The sequence below is a fragment of the Domibacillus mangrovi genome (assembly GCF_001906925.1).
Classification (GTDB): Bacteria; Bacillota; Bacilli; order Bacillales; family Domibacillaceae; genus Domibacillus; species Domibacillus mangrovi.
Map to the genome: position 1 here is coordinate 161,130 of NZ_MRWQ01000006.1, position 16,568 is coordinate 177,697.

Below are 16,568 nucleotides of genomic sequence, written 5' to 3' on the forward strand. Positions count from 1 at the left end.
CACTAGGAAAATCCAATTAAATGAACCTTGTTAAAAAACCAAATAAAACCTCTGCATTTTTATGTAGGGGTTTTCGCATATTTTCAAATGAATTGGAAAGAATACGATTTACTAAGCAAGAAAGGAGAAGACTCAATGACTTTTTCATAAAAATATGGCTTCCTGTTTTATTGTCTGTTGTTTCTCATTAAGTCCAGTTTTTACACCTGTTACTTTCACATGATAAAGATTATCAAATTTTGATTAACTACCTTATCGTTACTCGTTCTAACCATTTAGTTTATCTATTTAATTTGCCTAAGTTTAAAAACAGCTTTGTTCTGGCTTCGGCCATTCAAACAACAATCAGGAACATCGCTGAAATTGTGGTAACTAGGAAAAGATTCTTCCTAGATGTAATAATTACTCGACAGTAATCCATTTAAAACTACTCGATATAGTTCAAATGATTGTATCATTCAGTCTCGTCTTAGTCACGTTCTACCGCACGATCGTAATAATTAAATCCTTTAAATTAATTCATTATTATGGAGCGGCACTAAAAATGTATGTAACCATATTTATAACCAATTAGCACGTTGGTTATTCGAAAATATATAAAAACATACTTTTTTAACTTCGCACCTCTATTTTGTACGAAAAACAAATAAATATGTATTTATTTATTTGTTTAATCGTTATGATCGTATGTCTACAAATTTTTACATCAAATGATCATAACAGTCATAATGACTGCTTTTTCTCCCCTAACCTTAAAAGGTTTGTCGCAAAAAGGCTTCTATTATGATCGTTATGAGCATATGCATGAAGCGAGGTGATTAGCTTGGCAAAGACCCTATATGATATAAAAATTGATAAAATAGACCTTCCAAATGAATTGCTGGAAATATTAAAAAAACATGGTTACGATTCGGTGGGTAAAATTTTAACAACGGAAAAAGCAACGATCCAAGACTTGGGTTTTTCAAGTAGTAAGGCCACTATTATAAGGAAAAAAGCAATGGAACTTGGTGAAAAAGCTGGTTTTGGACAAGAACAAGTCGAGAAAAAAGTCGGTCAACTACTTTTGCAAAATGAATTCCTACGCTTGATTAAAATGGACCGAGAAACTTTAATTTTACTTGAATCGAAAGGTGTACTTCAAGATTTGATTCTTTATACAGGGGTAGATATAGTTCCCTTCCAAAAAGGTAACAGTCTTCCTAATAAGTTATTTATTTCATCCCAAGCCCTTAAGTTTAGGAAAAGATTCAAAAGCCTTCCAATTGCTGCAAAAGAACTTTACATTCCGCATGATACATTGCTCGGTTATTCCCATAGGGGATTTCTAGAGGACGGAAGAATTTCACACACACTTTTTGATATTAACTGGCTAAAAGAAAACTTGCCTAGAATAAGGAAGGAAATAAAAACAAGGCCGTATGAAAATTCACAATCCAAACAATTGTGGAACCGACTAAACCGTTCTCAACAAACTCTGATCGAAGAATATCTTCAATATCGTAGAGATTCTGACGTCGTGTTCAGCAGACAAGTCTATTTCGCCCAATTTCTAAAGGATGATGCTTATAAATTGCATCAGTTACATTTAGTAAGAATGTTTTATTTTATTATTTGCCAGAGATGTGGCATCAAACACTATTGGGAAAAAGAAGGTTTTTTCTCTTATCGACAGCTTACGCCATTAGAAGAAGAATTATATGATCCAGATGTTTTTGATTTTGATGATCTGAATGAAGAAGATATAAAAGCATTAAAACCTGGGAGAAATTCATCTCATACAAGGATCACTGACCGTGGTTATTTTCTGGGGCTTTTTTATTACACTTTAATGAAGAAAAAGGCGAATATTAATAAACAGCAAAGCAGCTTTGAAAACTGGGCCCCGCATCAAGCCTATGCAGTTTTAATGTGGAAAGCGGAGATTATTGAAGAATCTTTTTTAAAATATCTTTCCGTAAAAAAATACTCTTTAAAGAGGGTCTCTTTAGGTAAGTCTGTTTATTTAGAAAGACAGGCGGTCGCCAAAATGATGACTCGCATTCTTCAAGGTGAAGGTTTAGGTTTTTCCAATCCTTTAAAAAAGGCAGCCATGCTTGCTATTGGATTTTTCGGGATTATCCGCCCCGTTGAGATATGGAGAATGGAAATTGATAAGCATCTATTCATTAACAAAGAAACAGGGCTTATGGATACTGTAACTATCGAGGGAACACAGTTTGGAAAGATATTTATTACGAAAGAAATGAGTAAGATGGGACTCTCCTCATCTGGACCTTATGGCATACTTTTGGTTCCACGAGCTGTTAAAATTGTTAACTTATATCTTTCACAATTGTACACCAGGTATCCACATACAAGAGGTAAGGGCTACTTGTTTCGTCCTAAGGGAGACGAGTGGAATCCGCACGCTTTGTATGCTAGTTCAAAAACACTGTTTGACTGGGTTGTTAAATACAAACATTTACTGTCTGACATTTTATCGCTTAACGAGCTGGAGAACTTTAGCGCTTATGATACTCGGCATACTGGAAATAACCTTATTGTAAAGAAAACATTTTTTTCAGATCCTATACTGGATGAATCAAAAAAAGATGTAGCTGAATATCATGCAAGACACAAAGGATTGAAGTCGACCAATGAACAGTTTTACCAAGAGAGTCTAACACTAGATGTTTATGCTAAGGTAATTAATGGAGCCCTTAACTTTCCTTTTGAGCAAAATGATTTACTCGTTTGGGAACAGAATATGTATAACAGTTCTAACTTACTTCCGCAGAAGCATCATCAAATGGCAACCACTGCTCAGGATAATGATAATAATGAAGAAGCAGAGAAAATAGATGAGCAAATTTCTGCTCTCAAAGAAGAAATGAAGCAACTTGGAAAGCGTTCGTATCTAAAAGATCATCAAATAACATCTGAGCAACTCTTTGTAAAAGCAAAGTCTATTCAGAAAGAAATAGATGCGTTAAAGCTGCAAAAAGGGAAGTGATCGCATGATGAAATATCAACAATTTTTACAGCTGATGGGAGACCTTGGTCTCCCTCCTTATGAGTATCTTCCCGATATATTTGAAGACATCATGGATGAATTTCTATATACATTAAAAGATGTAGCTGACTTATCGAATAAATCAGTTACTAGCGTTCGTCGTTGGTGTACAAATGGTAAATTAAAGTTTCAGCAAAAAAGGCCATATATGATAAAAGGAGAAGATCTAAAAGAAAAACTCTTTCAAGAACATTACTCCACTATCGCCAAGCGTTTAAATCTACTTGACCATTTAGATCATCCATTACTCACTCATGTACAAAAAACAACGAAGAGAAGACCTCATTAATGAGGTCTTCTTTCGATTTGGTAATATTCAATTAGTTGATTAACTTTTTTGTATAATTTTTCGACAGAGCTTCCATGTTTAGAAATCAAATGCTCAAAACGACTTCTTATTAACACAATTTCCTCTTTCGGATTATATATTTTTGAATTTTGTAGAATCCTTTTACTTACATTATCTTGTTCCATAAGTTGAATCAGCGTATAAAGGGTTCCTTGATCACCACATTCAACACAAGCCCAAACTGTATTTTTCACATCCATCTTTGCCTCTTGACAGCAAGAAGGGCAAGGGAACGTGATAATTGGGCGCTTAAAGTGATAATGAATACTATGGCTTTTAAAGAATGATAATGCGACATATTCTGCATTCATAATTTTAGCACAGACTGAATTGCCTTTGTTCTCACTTTTGATTGTTTTACAAATCGTTTAAATTCTTTCCCTGTAATAACATATTTTCTCTTAAATCGATAGGAAGGAAGCTTTCCCTCTCTACACCAGCGTCTGACGCTTATCGCACTAATTCCAATTAAATCAGCTACCTCTAGTGGTGTTAATATCCAATCATCTTCAATTTGTTCAAATACACTTGCAATGACAGGCTCAATCCCTAACTCTTTTTCAATTTGCTCATTATATTGTTCCTGATCCATATATAAGTTCCCTCCTCAATAGAATAACAAGGAGACCGCAGTTGCGGTCTCCCTTCCTTATTACATTCCCTCTCTATCGGTGTACAGCTAACAAATCAAGAACATGCTTAAATGCCTTAATTTGACCAGCGTTAAATAACTTATAATGTGGTTCACTCTTGGTCTTTAACCAATTTACCTGACTCGTAATTTCCTCTTCCATCATCTCAAAAAAAATTTGATACTCCTCGCTTGAAATATTCATATTATCTTCCTCCTCAAATTATAATATTCCATACCCTAAAAAATAAGGTATGTACTGGAGGAAGATTTATAATTTTATAATAAAGTAGGAGTCATTATCCTACTAATGTCAACTTATGCTGCTTCATACTTTTTTAGACCATTTTAAAGATTTATTTTTGGCAAGAATCAACAAGTCCCATTTTTTATTGTTTGTGGCACTAAAAAAATGCTGTTCGTGGCAGTATATTTTTTGAATACGCTGCGCTTTACATGGAGTGGCGGATGGGTTAGGCTAATTGCCCAGAAAAGCTCGTTGCTCTGGTCTTTTCAATAAAATCTGTCCGCAGAGGCTCCATGTCAAGCGACAAAATCAGAATGAATAAATTAAATTAATAATGAATAAATATACTGCCATTTGGTACATCAGTTAAATGCCAAATACATTTTTTATACCAAATGGTTGTTAAGTTTTCACAAAATAAAAAATATTCCGTAAGTTTTTCCTTTTAAACACAAAGGAAAATATGGATTAATAGGAATTTTTAACTTATACTTATTAAGTGTCAAAAAATTAAAATCTGATTGGTTGTGTATCAATGTCTAATAATAATGGAGAGGTGACCTCAACACTAAATCCAGAAAGTGAAGATGAAGTTGATTTAGTAGTAGAGAGCTGTGATGCTATCTTAGATACTGCTAAAACAGTATATAATGAGGAATCAGAAAGATTTAAGCAAGCAGAAGCAAAAACTAATATAGCTTTAGCATTTGCTGGAGTTCTCTTTGCTGCTTATTTAACTTATCTAGGGACATTTAAGCCGATAATTAAAGAACCATCTTATTTGGTCTACACTAGTTTATTTAAAGTAGCAATTTTTGTTTTATTAGTTATAGGCATTATATACTTTCTCCGCTCAATTAAAACGGGTGAATATCGGCAAGTGGACCTTAATAATATCGTTTCAATTGATTTTGGTAAAAGATCAGAAAAAAATTCTAAATTGTCCCTTGCTTTCACTTATGATGAAGCTGTAACTTTGAATAAAGAGGGAATTGAAGGTAAGCTCAGGTTTTATCAAATCGGGTTACAACTTATTACATATGGTTTTTTGATCTTTGCTATACATTTTTTGATTGAGGAGGTAATTAGATATGTCCAATAATAACGGCAATGCAAATGGTTCCGCACCATTTGGACGTAATATTAAACAAGAAGGAATTGGTAGTATGGGAACAACTCCAATTAAGAAAGAGCGTTTCAACGAATCCAAATCACAAAGCAGAGGGACAAGAAGTGTAAGTCCAGGTAAGAAAAGTAATGAGAAAAATAAATAATTAGCAGCTAAAAGAGCAGTTAGTTGGTTAAAGACATATAAGTTTAATTAGTAAACAAGGTAAAGAAAGATATTGATATTCTTTACCTTGTTTTTTATCTTTGTTAACACATTAAATATACCTTAACAATTAAGATATTCTTACTGAATCATTCAATTCTTTAATCAAGCCAACTAGCTTCATTGCAGTACCATCATCAAACAATCCCGTTATCCCTTCTTGATGAAAGGTAGTAAATGGCTCATCAAATAGTAATGATGGATCGAGTGTTCCATTCTTTGTGAAAAACTCAATAATTTGATTGATAAACTGGATTTGGTTTGCGTTTAATGTGGTTCCTTCAAGAAATTCGGAAAATACTTCTTTTGCGGCTGCTTGATCCATCCCCAATACTTCTCGGATAAAAAGGGAAAGTGGACGCTCACTTCCGAATTCTTTTTCATACTTTTCTTTTGTCAAATTTCCCTCATTAAATAAGATCTTTTCAAGTTCTTCAATATCCTGTGCTGTAATTTGCTTATTATTATGAATTTTTTGAATCGTTATATGGTCTTGATGTTGACGTATAAAACGATTTACTTCAATCTTATAATCACGCCAGTCTGTTGTTACGGGCATTTCTGAATCTTCATCGATCCCCTCAATTTCATCTTCAAAATTAGTATAAACAACTTTTCTATCCTTTTTATCGATGTACTGAATTAAATCTCTTAGTGCAAGCCGAACTCGCTCAAGATCATATTCAGTAGCACTCTCCCAAAACTCATTTGTTTGTACTTCTTCGATGATGGGCAGTGCTTGCTTAACCTCATCAATAACTGTTTTTTCTTCTAATTGCTTTCCTGTCTTTTTGACATTAGTGACCATTCGTTTTGTATTCTTTGCAGCCCTCGGTTCAACTAATGCTAGTTGCAATTTTAACATTAATAAATCAAACCGTTTTACATCTTCCTCTTCTTCTATTGTTACTAAACGCCCTAAGTGATCAATCGCTTCACGTAAGGTATCTTCGCTGATAGGTTGCCAACCATCTTTTAATCGGAAGCGTTCAACTTGACGATAATGGGGCCGTACTAAAAAGTGTTGCTCATCTAACTGATTTACTTGTGTTGCAACATAATCAACCAGTTCTTCACGTAACTCTTGTTGCTCCTTATCATCTTGTAAGTGGTAAATTAACTTTGCTCTTGTTGAAAACAACTGTTCATTTAATGAATCTTGCGCTTTTGCTTCCTTTCCTTCTGGAAATGCTTCAAAAAAGTCAATATTGCCACAAAAATCAAACACGTAGAACTCTTGTTTATCTTGTCCTGGTCCAAATAAATCTTCAGAGAGACGTGTTCCACGCCCTATCATTTGCCAGAACTTTGCCTTTGAATGAACTTGTTTCAGGAGAACAAGGTTCACGATTTCAGGGATATCAATACCCGTATCAAGCATATCAACAGAAACAGCCACTTGAGGATGTTTATCTTTAACTTTCAAATCATTAAGTAACGACTCTGCATACGATACTTGATTATCGATAAGTACTAGAAATTTCCCTTTCTTATCAGGAAATAAGACGTTAAACCGTTCTACGATAAATTCGGCATGTTTATGGTTTTTGGCGAATAGGATGGTTTTCCCTAATTCGTCTCCCCCTTTTACTTTTATTCCTTTTTCCATTAAGATCTTCAAAACTTTATCTACCGTATTACGATTGAAAATCCAGGAGTTAATAGCACTTGAACTAATTTCTTCTGGTTTCTCTCCAGTTACTTCATCAGTAAATTCTTCATCATATTCTTCTTTTTCTTTCTCCGATAAATCCGTATATTTAATTCCTCTACTAGGTATTTTCATACTTATTTTTATCGGTCGAGCTGGCACCAGATATTCATCTTCTACTGCTTGCTCATAGTCATATGCAAAAGTCGGTACATCATCTTCTAAGTCAAATACTTGATACGTATTTTTGTCGATATCCGTTTTAGGTGTCGCTGTCAGCCCAACCATTAGCGCATCAAAATAATCAAATATCGCTCCATACTTTTTATAAATAGAACGATGAGATTCATCAATAATCAGTAAATCAAAATGTCCCACACTAAATCGCTTATTAGCTTTCTTTGTTTGATTAATGAGATTCATCATAGTTGGATATGTCGATACGATTACTCTGCTTGTTTCGTCCTCTTTCTCCTCAAGTAAGTTAATGACGGAAGTATGCGGTAAGTGTGCGCTAAAAGCGTTTTTCGCTTGGCGAACTAACTCTTTTCGATCAGCGAGAAAAAGAACATTCTTTACCCAACCTGCTTTCATAAGTAGCTCTACGAGAGCAACTGCTGTTCTTGTTTTACCTGTTCCAGTTGCCATAATTAATAAAGCATGCCGTTTTTTCTTTTCAAATGTTTCTGCCGTTCGGCGAATCGCTTCGATCTGATAGTAACGACCTGCCGTTTTCTGATTTATAATTTGCTTTGTAAGCGGCTTTCGTAGAATACGCCTTTCAATCATTAGCCGAAGCTGATCCTTCGTATAGAACCCCTGTACATGTCTCGGTGGATACATCTCATCATCCCAAAGCCATGTTTCATAACCGTTTGTATAAAACATAATAGGGCGTTGATTAAAGCGTTTTTCAAGTAGATCAGCATATAATTCAACCTGCTTCTTCCCTGTTGCAGGACTTTTTGTCGTTCGTTTCGCTTCAACAACAGCAAGAGGCTTCCCATTATCATCCCAAAGGACATAATCAGCAAAGCCGACTTCTGACCGATTTGGCATCCCTTCAAGCTCATATTCTTCTACATTTTGACCATGTGGGTCCCAGCCAACTTCTTTTAACATAAGATCAATAAAAAGTTGCCTTGTTTTCGCTTCAGAGTATGGCTTCGTATCTTTTGCAATGTCCTTAGCATTCTTCTCTTTATTGAGTCGATATTGCTTACGTAGTTCTTCATTTTCACGTAGGAGTTTTTCAAGTTGCCGATCTTTATTTTCCAATTGATTCGAAAGCTGCTCAAGTTCTTTTGCGCTCTTATCTGATTCTGTTTTTTCAGTAGGTATTAGTTGAAGGTCTAAGGTGACATTTTTCTGAGGTGATTCACTATAAAAGCGTTGGAGCCAATTCAAAAATTGAAAAAGGTTTTCAAATACAGTTAATGACTCCTTCTTTGTAACTTTCTGATCACTATGTACCGCAAGATTGCCAAGGCGACGTATAAGATCAATTGGTTTAAATAGGCTCGGTGTTAAGTTTTCTCGAAATGTTCTTTCATACATAAGCGTATATAGATCATCCCGTTCAGGCCTTTCTAAATAATCGTCATTAGCAAATAACCAATGAATTGCACGTTCCAATGCTAAACGGCTATAAAAAAGAGAAGTGCGGGGAGCAGAATAAACATTCTTCTCTGCTTCCACCGCAGCTTCATAAACACTTGACCAGTTTTCTCTAATTATATCTACATTATAAAGCATGGTGGTCACCTCACTTTTTAATTAATTTAATTGCCTTTTGAAAGCCTCTTGAATGAAAGCTTTATTTATTTCTTCCATTCTAATTAACTGCCTTTTTTTAAGTGCTGTTTGATACTCGATTTTAGACACTATTTTCTCAAATTTATCCTGAACTTCTTTGGAAGGGACAAATAATTCTATTTTCTTAACATCAGTTGCAGTTATGTTTTTTTTAGCCGTCCTTTTAATATAGGACTCAAGCTTTTTTTGCCCTATATCAGAAGTTAAAAAATAAAATAAATATTTGGGATTTACTTTTTCTATATTTGCTTTTATTCGAAGAAGGTTAGGGCTAATATTTGCATTTATTAAATTTTTAGAGTTTATTATCCCAATTCTTTTAGCAGTAGAGCCATCCCCTCGAACAGCCATAACAATGTCATTATATTCAATTATTGTCCTTGGATATTTTTCACTTATATCAGAATCAATATAGACGTAATTTGACATATCAGGATCCACAATTCCATTCGAAAGAATGTTACCAATTCTTATTACAGCTGAACCCTCTGCTTTGTACTTCAATCCATAAAAAGTAGGATATCTATATATTTCAGAACATACTTCGTCAAGTGGATAAAACTCTATACTATTACAAGTTGAGAAAGTCTCCCCAAACATGTCCCTAAATAATATTTTAGGTAATCCATCTAGCTTCTCTATTGATTCTTTTCGTTTATTAATTATATAATCTAGTTTATCTAAAATATCTGCAATCCTTTCTTGCTCGTCGAGACTTGGAAGCAGTACCGATACATTCTTTAGACTAGTTCTGGTAATCTGTGGTTGCGCTGAACCTGATATGACATCGTTAAATCCTCTTGCTTTCAAAAAATAATATAGATATTTAAGGTTTACCCTACTGATGTCTAGATTGTCTAGAGCCATAGCATTACCATTGATATAAGAGTACGGTTTACTTATATTTAATGTTCCACAAGTCGCACCCCGACACGTTATCATTAACGTTTCACCCTCATGGGTATATTGGTCATAATATCCAATCAATCCGTTAGCACCATAAACTAGGTAACCTTCCTCTTTTAGCTTTGAAGCAGGTATAGTTTTCCACTGTTTAGGAAGACAAATATCAATTAATTTAACTTGTTCCACTTCAGCATCACCTCCAACTCTTCCATTCCTTGTATAATTTCTGTCTCTATCTGTTTTATTTCAGTGATGATTTTTTCTGGTGCTTCATATTTTACTTCTTCATATACAGTTTCTGTAAAACGGTTAAAACTTAACTCATACTGATTTTTGCGAATTTCATCGATATGGACAAAGAAAGATTGTTCCGTACGCTTTCGATTTTTTTCCTTTTCAAGGTTGCCGAACCGTTTGATAATATCAGGTATATTATTCTCTTCATGTTTATCATGATCAAGTTGTGTGCGCTTATCGTCAAGGGAATATCCGTCTGCTTGCATATTATAGAACCATACATTACCAGTGCCACCATTGTTTGTTTTCGTAAAAATAAGAATAGCAGTTGAAACACCCGCATATGGCTTAAAAACGCCAGATGGCATTGAAATAACCGCTTCTAGTTTTTGATTATCTACTAAATCTTTACGAATATCTGCATGTGCTTTTGAAGCTCCTGATAAAACACCGTCAGGAACAATCACTGCACAACGACCACCTGTTTTTAAAAGTCGAACCATGAGTGCTAAAAATAAGAGTTCTGTTTTCTTAGTCTTTACTTTGTTCAATAAATTTGGGTTTACTTCATCATAATCCAATGATCCTTTAAATGGAGGATTAGCTAAACAGAGTGTATATGATTCCTCTTGAATATTAGTTTTGGATAGCGAATCAAGCTGAGAAACATTCGGGTCTTCTATTCCATGAAGCATTAAATTCATTGCTCCGATTCGCAGCATAGTAGAGTCGGTATCAAAACCGTTAAACATTGTAAAGTTATAATGATCACGAAGCTTTTTATCATTAGACATAAATATCTCATCATGATGATGCTTATAAATATACTCAGCTGCTGATACAAGAAAGCCAGCTGTGCCTGATGCAGGATCAACAATTGTATCCTTTGGTGATGGTTTCATTAGCGCAACCATCATATCGATAATATGACGTGGTGTGCGAAACTGTCCATTTGTACCTGATGTCAATAATTTTGATAACAAGTATTCATATAAGTCACCTAAAGTATCCCTGTTTTGCGATGGTAAGTCATTTAATAAGTTATCAATTCCCGTTATAACCCTTTGTAATAGTAAAGGTGTTGGAATGACAAAGACCGCATTTTCTAAATGTTTGCTAAAGCGTGATTTATCTTCCCCAACTTTTTTCATGTGTGGGAAGACTTCATCTTTTACAACACGAAACATTTCTTCTGAATCCTGCTCTTTAAATTTTGACCAGCGTAAATTCTCTTGTTCTTTTGTATAGATAGGTCGCTCAATTGGCTTACCTGTAATCAATGACTGTTTTTCCATTCGCTTTTGAATGTCATCTAGTCCTTGAATAAAAAGCAAATATGTAAACTGTTCAATAACAGTTAGCGGATTAGTCACTCCACCTGTCCAAAAATGCTCCCATATCTTATCAACTTTATTTTTCACTTCGCCTGTTATCATTTAATACAACTCCTAGTAATGTAGAATCAACATAGTATCTATTGTAGCATTTTAACGTTAGCTTATTTTAAGAATTTTAATTCTGATTTACTCACAATTCACACTCAAAGTATTTATATAAAAGACATAAAAATTCAAAGTTACTATATTTTTGCATGGGTTTCAACAAAGTCTATATGAAAAAAGAAGAGCTGTTGAATCATTCGAAAAGTTAGGAAGGGTTAGCGAAATAATAATAAAAAAGAGGCTTCTTTTTAGGAGAAGCCATTAGGATTACTTAAAAAGTTTTAGGGGAAGTGCAACCATTCGTTACTGATTGAACAACACTACATTGAAGATCTATACCAAATAATGCTTTACCTTCGTTCCGTATAGGTACCTACAATTTATCGAGTAATCCCCTAAGATACCGAGACATCTTTGTTTAGTTTCACCATATTCAATCTATCCAGTTCTCTAAGTTCTTCATCTAAGGCTTTTTCAAATACTTGATCTATATGATCTTTCGTTACTATATGTTCTTTTGGTAACAGAGTTTTCCTTAGTTCTCTTAGAAAGAGATTAGGCGCAAGTTGTATTTCTTCTATGTGACCTCTGTATAATTCATGCAAATAAGTAAGAACCTCAGTAGTAATAAAAACAGGAACCGTCGAAATTTCTTCTTCTCTTTCTTCATCATCTAATAATTCATCTTCGAAATATTTCACCATAGATTTAACTTGTATTGGCATAAAATCCTTGTTAGAAATAAACAAATGAGCACTAATTTCTGACACATTGCTAAACCGCTGAATATAAGCATTTACACCTAGGCTTTTCACATATTCCACAGCTTTTCGCTTTTCACTTCTTTCTAAATTATAATGATCTTTTTCTGTATACTTGCAGTCGAACGTAAAAGTATCATTCAATACTTTAGTGTATTTTCCATTTCTACAAGAAATAGTAAAAACTCCCTCTGGTACAGCTTGTCCTTTTTTGTTATTTCCCCATTTTGTTGCATTCGTAAAAATATCCTTTAAGATCGCAAACACATCGTCTTCTAATGTATCTTCATCATATTCCTTTACTTCTTCTTCTATCATAAGTGGAAGCTGACAAAGCGATTCATATGCTTTGCTAGCTGCTGATGCAATATAAGCTTTGGATCTTAAAGCTAAAGTATTCATAAGTGGTATATAGAAATTTAGAATCTCTTCTTCTTTATCCAACACAAATAACTTACCAAAAGTCATTGTTTGGATTGAATCGGTTGTAAACTTTTCAACATACAGATCTTGATGACCGACAAAGATAATAATTATCGGTGTCATCTGTTTTATCAATCTATTTAAAAAAGGCCTTGGAAGAGTTTCTTCTGTAATTATCAATTGAAACAATTTACCATCTACATTGCGTTCTATGTTAATAAACTCATATTTTCTTTTTCCGAAAGTCATTATAGAGTTATTTAGTTTTTTCCAGTCACCACTTTTCTCCAAAATTTTAATATGAGACTGTATATATTGATTAATTTGCTTTATATCCGTTTTTAAAAGTATGTTCGATTTAGTTTTAATTATCCCTTCACAAACTGGACATTCTGTTGGAATCGTTTGATCATCTGATCTTCTTTCTTCGTATGTACAGTCCCTCTCTTGACAATAAGCCGTTTCTTCAGGTATTAGTTTCAACATTTTTTTCTCAATCAACTTCCCATACTGTTCATTCTCCTGAATGTTTTCAGAATTCACTTGCGACATTGCATAATCCACTAAATCTGATTGTCCATCAGTAAAATGTTCATTTGAAATTTCCTGAAATAGTGGTATTCCGAAACGTTCCAAAAACTTATCCATAAATGATTTTCTCCTGTCTTTTTCCAAGCGACTATCATCCATTGTTAATAAAATATGGCCGTTCTCTAAAACAGAGGAACGAATGATCCTTCTAGTTCCTTCAGCAATAACAGCCATTCCTGCTATGTCCTTTATACTAGTCATGTGAATACAGTTTTTTTCATAAGCATCCTTAATAGATGCCCATACGTCTATATGGTTAGCCTTTATAGTTATTTCTGGAGAATTTTTCAGCAAACTTTCTCTGAAATGAATGCTTTCTACTTGAAAGTCAACAATGGTTTTTCCAACAGCAGACTTGCCTAAAAGAAAGCTATCTAAAACCATTTGTTTATTATAACGGTTAAATACTTCCGACTTTACCAGTGTAAGTTCGCCTTCAAATGTTTCTTCTAAATATTTTTTAATAATTCTTTTTTCAGTTTCAGTCTTGATTTTTATTTCCACAGATTGATTATCCAAACTAACCTCATACATCATTTCATCCACTTCCTGATTTCTAATAGCCTCTTTGAAGTCAGGTCGTGAAATATCGTTTAATCGTTTATACCAAAGAACAATAACTCTCTGATTGTCTAGAATACAATAAGAGAAAATTCGATACTTATTTTTTTCACCTGATCCCTTAAATAAACGATTCTCTAATTCTTTTTCAAACTCACTATTTTTTGCTAAATCCTTTGATTTTTCTACTGAAACTTTTTTATTTAGAGAAAGAAGATCGCCCGAACCTCTAACACTCCATAAATGGTAAGTGTAAAAAGAAAAAAGGTTAGCTGGCGACTTTTTAAACAAATGAAGAAGTTGTACTAAAGGTGTAGAGTAAGTATCTTCAAAACTGTTACTAACTAAGTTGTAATAAGACTTTATTGAACCTTTTTTGCGGTGCAGGAACTCTTTTGCTTTTAATAATAAACATTGATCATTTTTATTAATTAATTTAGCTTGTTTTATTAATTCTACTTTCTCTTTTGTTTCGATACTCTTATCAAAAAAAGATAAAATTTCTTTTAATTCTTCAAGAGTACATTTTTCAATCGTTAAGTGAAACAAGCTTGTTTTTATTTCTTCAGAGTACTCATTAAATGCATCTATCCTAATTTTCAATTCTCTCCAAAATGCATCATTTACTTTTTCATGGCTGCTATATGTTTTATTATTTGACAATCCTTCGCCCCCCCATTGTTCAACTTCTACAAAGTTCAAAAAAACATTTGGACTATTCTAATTATTATATACAATAGTCCTATATTTATCTTATCAGCGAATTATCTTATTGTCTAAAGAGGTTAGATTTTTAAATCAAAATTAATTGAATATAATTTTACTTTTCCATTGATCAAAAGATTTTCATATTTTTTTCCTAAGAGAGGATAAAACATTTTTGATTATAAAGCTAAGATATAATATACTTTGAAAATTTTAAACGTTGATAAAAAAAGGATAAACATTAGCTTCATACATGCTCACTCCTTTTATATGAATTCCGATCAAATTTCAACAATTTTGGCGAGCAGCCTTTGATAATATAAATGAAAATCTGTCTTTAATTAATATTACTTTCATTTTAGTAATTAATAATATTTTCAAATTTACCTAGACTAATTCAATCTTAATCGGATTTCTTGGTTAATTTAAATAACTTAAATAAAGTGTAAATGATTTCAGATATGCTCTGATTAAAATTATAAACTGTCTTGGGGTTTTCAATTTCATGAAGCTTTTTCTTCACTAATTATTTAATTTCAAAAATCATGGTGTAAGAACTATCTAGAGTGGGAAAAATAATATATAGTAGTTCTTTTTTTGTTGCAAACTAATACTTTGTATAATACCAATAAATTTGAGGTGATTAGGTATGGACAAGAATTCCATTAATAGATATAATAAGAAAAATAATAATTTTGGAGTGATTAATATGTCAACTGTAAAAACGCTCCCTGAAATAGTAAAACAACCTAAAAATGAAAGCAAAAAACCTCAAACTATTTCTGATTTAAGAAAAATGCTCGCAATAAAAACCGCTCCTGGACATTCCCTTGTCGAGCTTTACAGAAGAGGTCAATAATGCCTGTAAAAATACTCAGAATTGAAGATCTTAATTATAACTCTTTTAAACAGGCATCCATTTATGTCGATGCTTGTTTTTTATTGGCTTTCTTAGATGCAAATGGAGATGAGGATGGGGAATTAGTAGAGCGTGTTTTAATCAAAATGCAAAATGATAATATAAAAAAACTTTTAATTAGTAACCATGTTTTTTCTGAAGTCGTTCAACATTTATTTTTAGGTCATATTTACAGTGTTATACATCTAGCATATCGGAAATTCGTATTAAAAAAAGATCTTTCTGCTGATGAAAAAGATGTTCTAGGCGACCCATTTATCGCTAGGAAATTAATGCAGCTTGTTGATCAGCAGGAATTACGAGGGTTCCGAACTGGTAATAAAGTCTTTATACCTGTAAAAGAAACTATAAAATTGTATAAAGAACGGTACACTGATAGAGATTCGCTCAACTATTACTATGAATCTGTATTACAGATTTTTAATGATCTATTTAGTAATTTAAATAATGAGTTCAACATTCAAACTGAACATGTGTCTTCAGATGAATCTACTTTTTATATGGCTCAAGTATTTATGAGTGAACTTCAGTTAGAAGTTAAAGATTCACTACACTTAGCAGTTGCTAAACAAAACGAGGCAGATTATTTTGCTACATTAGACAGTGATTTTGTCCATAAGTTTTACTCAGGGGCACATCTAGATAAGACTACTATTTTTCATATTTCAAAACGGTACGTTTAACCCACAGAATAACTTTCTGTGGGTTTATTAATCTATCAAATTAAATTAACTCTATCCTTTTCTTCGGCATAGTGTAAAGAATCTATACATATTTTGGAGCTTTCTGCGGACGTGAGTAGTACTCCGTTTTATCAAGGCTAGCTCATTTTAGACAGGCTATCATATCAGTTGATCCATGTAAAAATCTCCTGAATTTTATCAAATTTATCTTGTGATACAAATGCTTCATAAGTATTTTCCCCCTATCCATTCTGTGTGG

At 33.2% G+C, this 16,568-nt stretch carries 13 protein-coding genes; 6 read left to right on the forward strand and 7 right to left on the reverse strand.

The genetic code is table 11. From position 1 onward, the window contains the following. Window positions 1-823: 823 nt before the first annotated feature. Together BLL40_RS08070 and BLL40_RS08075 are read left to right on the forward strand one after the other, a co-directional pair. Window positions 824-2,995: a hypothetical protein gene (locus BLL40_RS08070; RefSeq protein WP_073711410.1), complete on the forward strand. Its 2,172-nt coding sequence runs from the start codon at window positions 824-826 to the stop codon at window positions 2,993-2,995. 4 nt (window positions 2,996-2,999) lie between these two features. Continuing rightward, the gene (locus tag BLL40_RS08075) at window positions 3,000-3,344 is read left to right on the forward strand and encodes a helix-turn-helix domain-containing protein (RefSeq protein WP_073711411.1); all 345 of its coding nucleotides are present in this window, start codon (window positions 3,000-3,002) and stop codon (window positions 3,342-3,344) included. Here BLL40_RS08075 and BLL40_RS08080 read toward each other — a convergent pair. From BLL40_RS08080 to BLL40_RS17390, 3 genes are all read right to left on the reverse strand, one after another. Further along, window positions 3,341-3,604 carry a hypothetical protein gene (locus BLL40_RS08080; RefSeq protein WP_073711412.1) on the reverse strand — a complete coding sequence of 88 codons (264 nt, stop codon included), beginning with the start codon at window positions 3,602-3,604 and terminating at the stop codon, window positions 3,341-3,343. The two genes, BLL40_RS08075 and BLL40_RS08080, sit on opposite strands and share 4 nt — an antisense overlap. 107 nt (window positions 3,605-3,711) lie before the next feature. Beyond that, window positions 3,712-3,996 (reverse strand): helix-turn-helix domain-containing protein, encoded by a 285-nt coding sequence (locus tag BLL40_RS08085; protein WP_073711413.1) that lies wholly within the window; start codon window positions 3,994-3,996, stop codon window positions 3,712-3,714. Between the two features lie 73 nt (window positions 3,997-4,069). Beyond that, the gene (locus BLL40_RS17390) at window positions 4,070-4,240 is read right to left on the reverse strand and encodes a hypothetical protein (protein WP_159434209.1); all 171 of its coding nucleotides are present in this window, start codon (window positions 4,238-4,240) and stop codon (window positions 4,070-4,072) included. 577 nt (window positions 4,241-4,817) lie between these two features. On the opposite strand from BLL40_RS17390, the gene BLL40_RS08090 reads away from it, so the two are divergent. Together BLL40_RS08090 and BLL40_RS08095 are read left to right on the forward strand one after the other, a co-directional pair. Beyond that, window positions 4,818-5,384, forward strand: a complete 567-nt coding sequence (locus tag BLL40_RS08090; protein ID WP_073711414.1) for a hypothetical protein — start codon at window positions 4,818-4,820, stop codon at window positions 5,382-5,384. Next, the gene (locus BLL40_RS08095; protein WP_073711415.1) at window positions 5,374-5,556 is read left to right on the forward strand and encodes a hypothetical protein; all 183 of its coding nucleotides are present in this window, start codon (window positions 5,374-5,376) and stop codon (window positions 5,554-5,556) included. The genes BLL40_RS08090 and BLL40_RS08095 overlap by 11 nt, the downstream gene beginning before the upstream one ends. Window positions 5,557-5,685: 129 nt before the next feature. Here the strand turns inward: BLL40_RS08095 and BLL40_RS08100 are convergent, their stop codons facing one another. The 4 genes from BLL40_RS08100 to BLL40_RS08115 all read right to left on the reverse strand — a co-directional run bounded on the left by BLL40_RS08100 (window position 5,686) and on the right by BLL40_RS08115 (window position 14,665). Beyond that, window positions 5,686-9,021, reverse strand: coding sequence for a DEAD/DEAH box helicase family protein (locus BLL40_RS08100; protein ID WP_073711416.1), 3,336 nt, complete (start codon window positions 9,019-9,021; stop codon window positions 5,686-5,688). 21 nt (window positions 9,022-9,042) lie between these two features. Beyond that, window positions 9,043-10,173 carry a restriction endonuclease subunit S gene (locus BLL40_RS08105; protein WP_073711417.1) on the reverse strand — a complete coding sequence of 377 codons (1,131 nt, stop codon included), beginning with the start codon at window positions 10,171-10,173 and terminating at the stop codon, window positions 9,043-9,045. After that, window positions 10,155-11,660: a class I SAM-dependent DNA methyltransferase gene (locus BLL40_RS08110; RefSeq protein ID WP_073711418.1), complete on the reverse strand. Its 1,506-nt coding sequence runs from the start codon at window positions 11,658-11,660 to the stop codon at window positions 10,155-10,157. Before BLL40_RS08110 ends, BLL40_RS08105 begins: the two co-directional genes overlap by 19 nt. A gap of 401 nt (window positions 11,661-12,061) precedes the next feature. Continuing rightward, entirely contained in the window at window positions 12,062-14,665 is a 2,604-nt protein-coding gene (locus BLL40_RS08115; RefSeq protein WP_073711419.1) for a hypothetical protein, read from the reverse strand. Window positions 14,666-15,416: 751 nt separating this feature from the next. Between BLL40_RS08115 and BLL40_RS08120 the strand changes: the two genes are divergently transcribed. Both BLL40_RS08120 and BLL40_RS17770 read left to right on the forward strand, forming a co-directional pair. Next, window positions 15,417-15,566 carry a hypothetical protein gene (locus tag BLL40_RS08120; protein ID WP_159434210.1) on the forward strand — a complete coding sequence of 50 codons (150 nt, stop codon included), beginning with the start codon at window positions 15,417-15,419 and terminating at the stop codon, window positions 15,564-15,566. Beyond that, window positions 15,566-16,309, forward strand: coding sequence for a hypothetical protein (locus tag BLL40_RS17770; protein ID WP_073711421.1), 744 nt, complete (start codon window positions 15,566-15,568; stop codon window positions 16,307-16,309). Before BLL40_RS08120 ends, BLL40_RS17770 begins: the two co-directional genes overlap by 1 nt. Window positions 16,310-16,568: the final 259 nt, after the last annotated feature.

What these genes read in the sequence shown, in the direction of transcription:
- BLL40_RS08075 (WP_073711411.1), top strand. Translation starts at nt 3,000, where the DNA reads ATGATGAAATATCAACAATTTTTACAGCTGATGGGAGACCTTGGTCTC.
- BLL40_RS08080 (WP_073711412.1), bottom strand. Translation starts at nt 3,604, where the DNA reads ATGGATGTGAAAAATACAGTTTGGGCTTGTGTTGAATGTGGTGATCAA.
- BLL40_RS08085 (WP_073711413.1), bottom strand. Translation starts at nt 3,996, where the DNA reads ATGGATCAGGAACAATATAATGAGCAAATTGAAAAAGAGTTAGGGATT.
- BLL40_RS17390 (WP_159434209.1), bottom strand. Translation starts at nt 4,240, where the DNA reads ATGAATATTTCAAGCGAGGAGTATCAAATTTTTTTTGAGATGATGGAA.
- BLL40_RS08090 (WP_073711414.1), top strand. Translation starts at nt 4,818, where the DNA reads ATGTCTAATAATAATGGAGAGGTGACCTCAACACTAAATCCAGAAAGT.
- BLL40_RS08095 (WP_073711415.1), top strand. Translation starts at nt 5,374, where the DNA reads ATGTCCAATAATAACGGCAATGCAAATGGTTCCGCACCATTTGGACGT.
- BLL40_RS08100 (WP_073711416.1), bottom strand. Translation starts at nt 9,021, where the DNA reads ATGCTTTATAATGTAGATATAATTAGAGAAAACTGGTCAAGTGTTTAT.
- BLL40_RS08110 (WP_073711418.1), bottom strand. Translation starts at nt 11,660, where the DNA reads ATGATAACAGGCGAAGTGAAAAATAAAGTTGATAAGATATGGGAGCAT.
- BLL40_RS08120 (WP_159434210.1), top strand. Translation starts at nt 15,417, where the DNA reads ATGTCAACTGTAAAAACGCTCCCTGAAATAGTAAAACAACCTAAAAAT.
- BLL40_RS17770 (WP_073711421.1), top strand. Translation starts at nt 15,566, where the DNA reads ATGCCTGTAAAAATACTCAGAATTGAAGATCTTAATTATAACTCTTTT.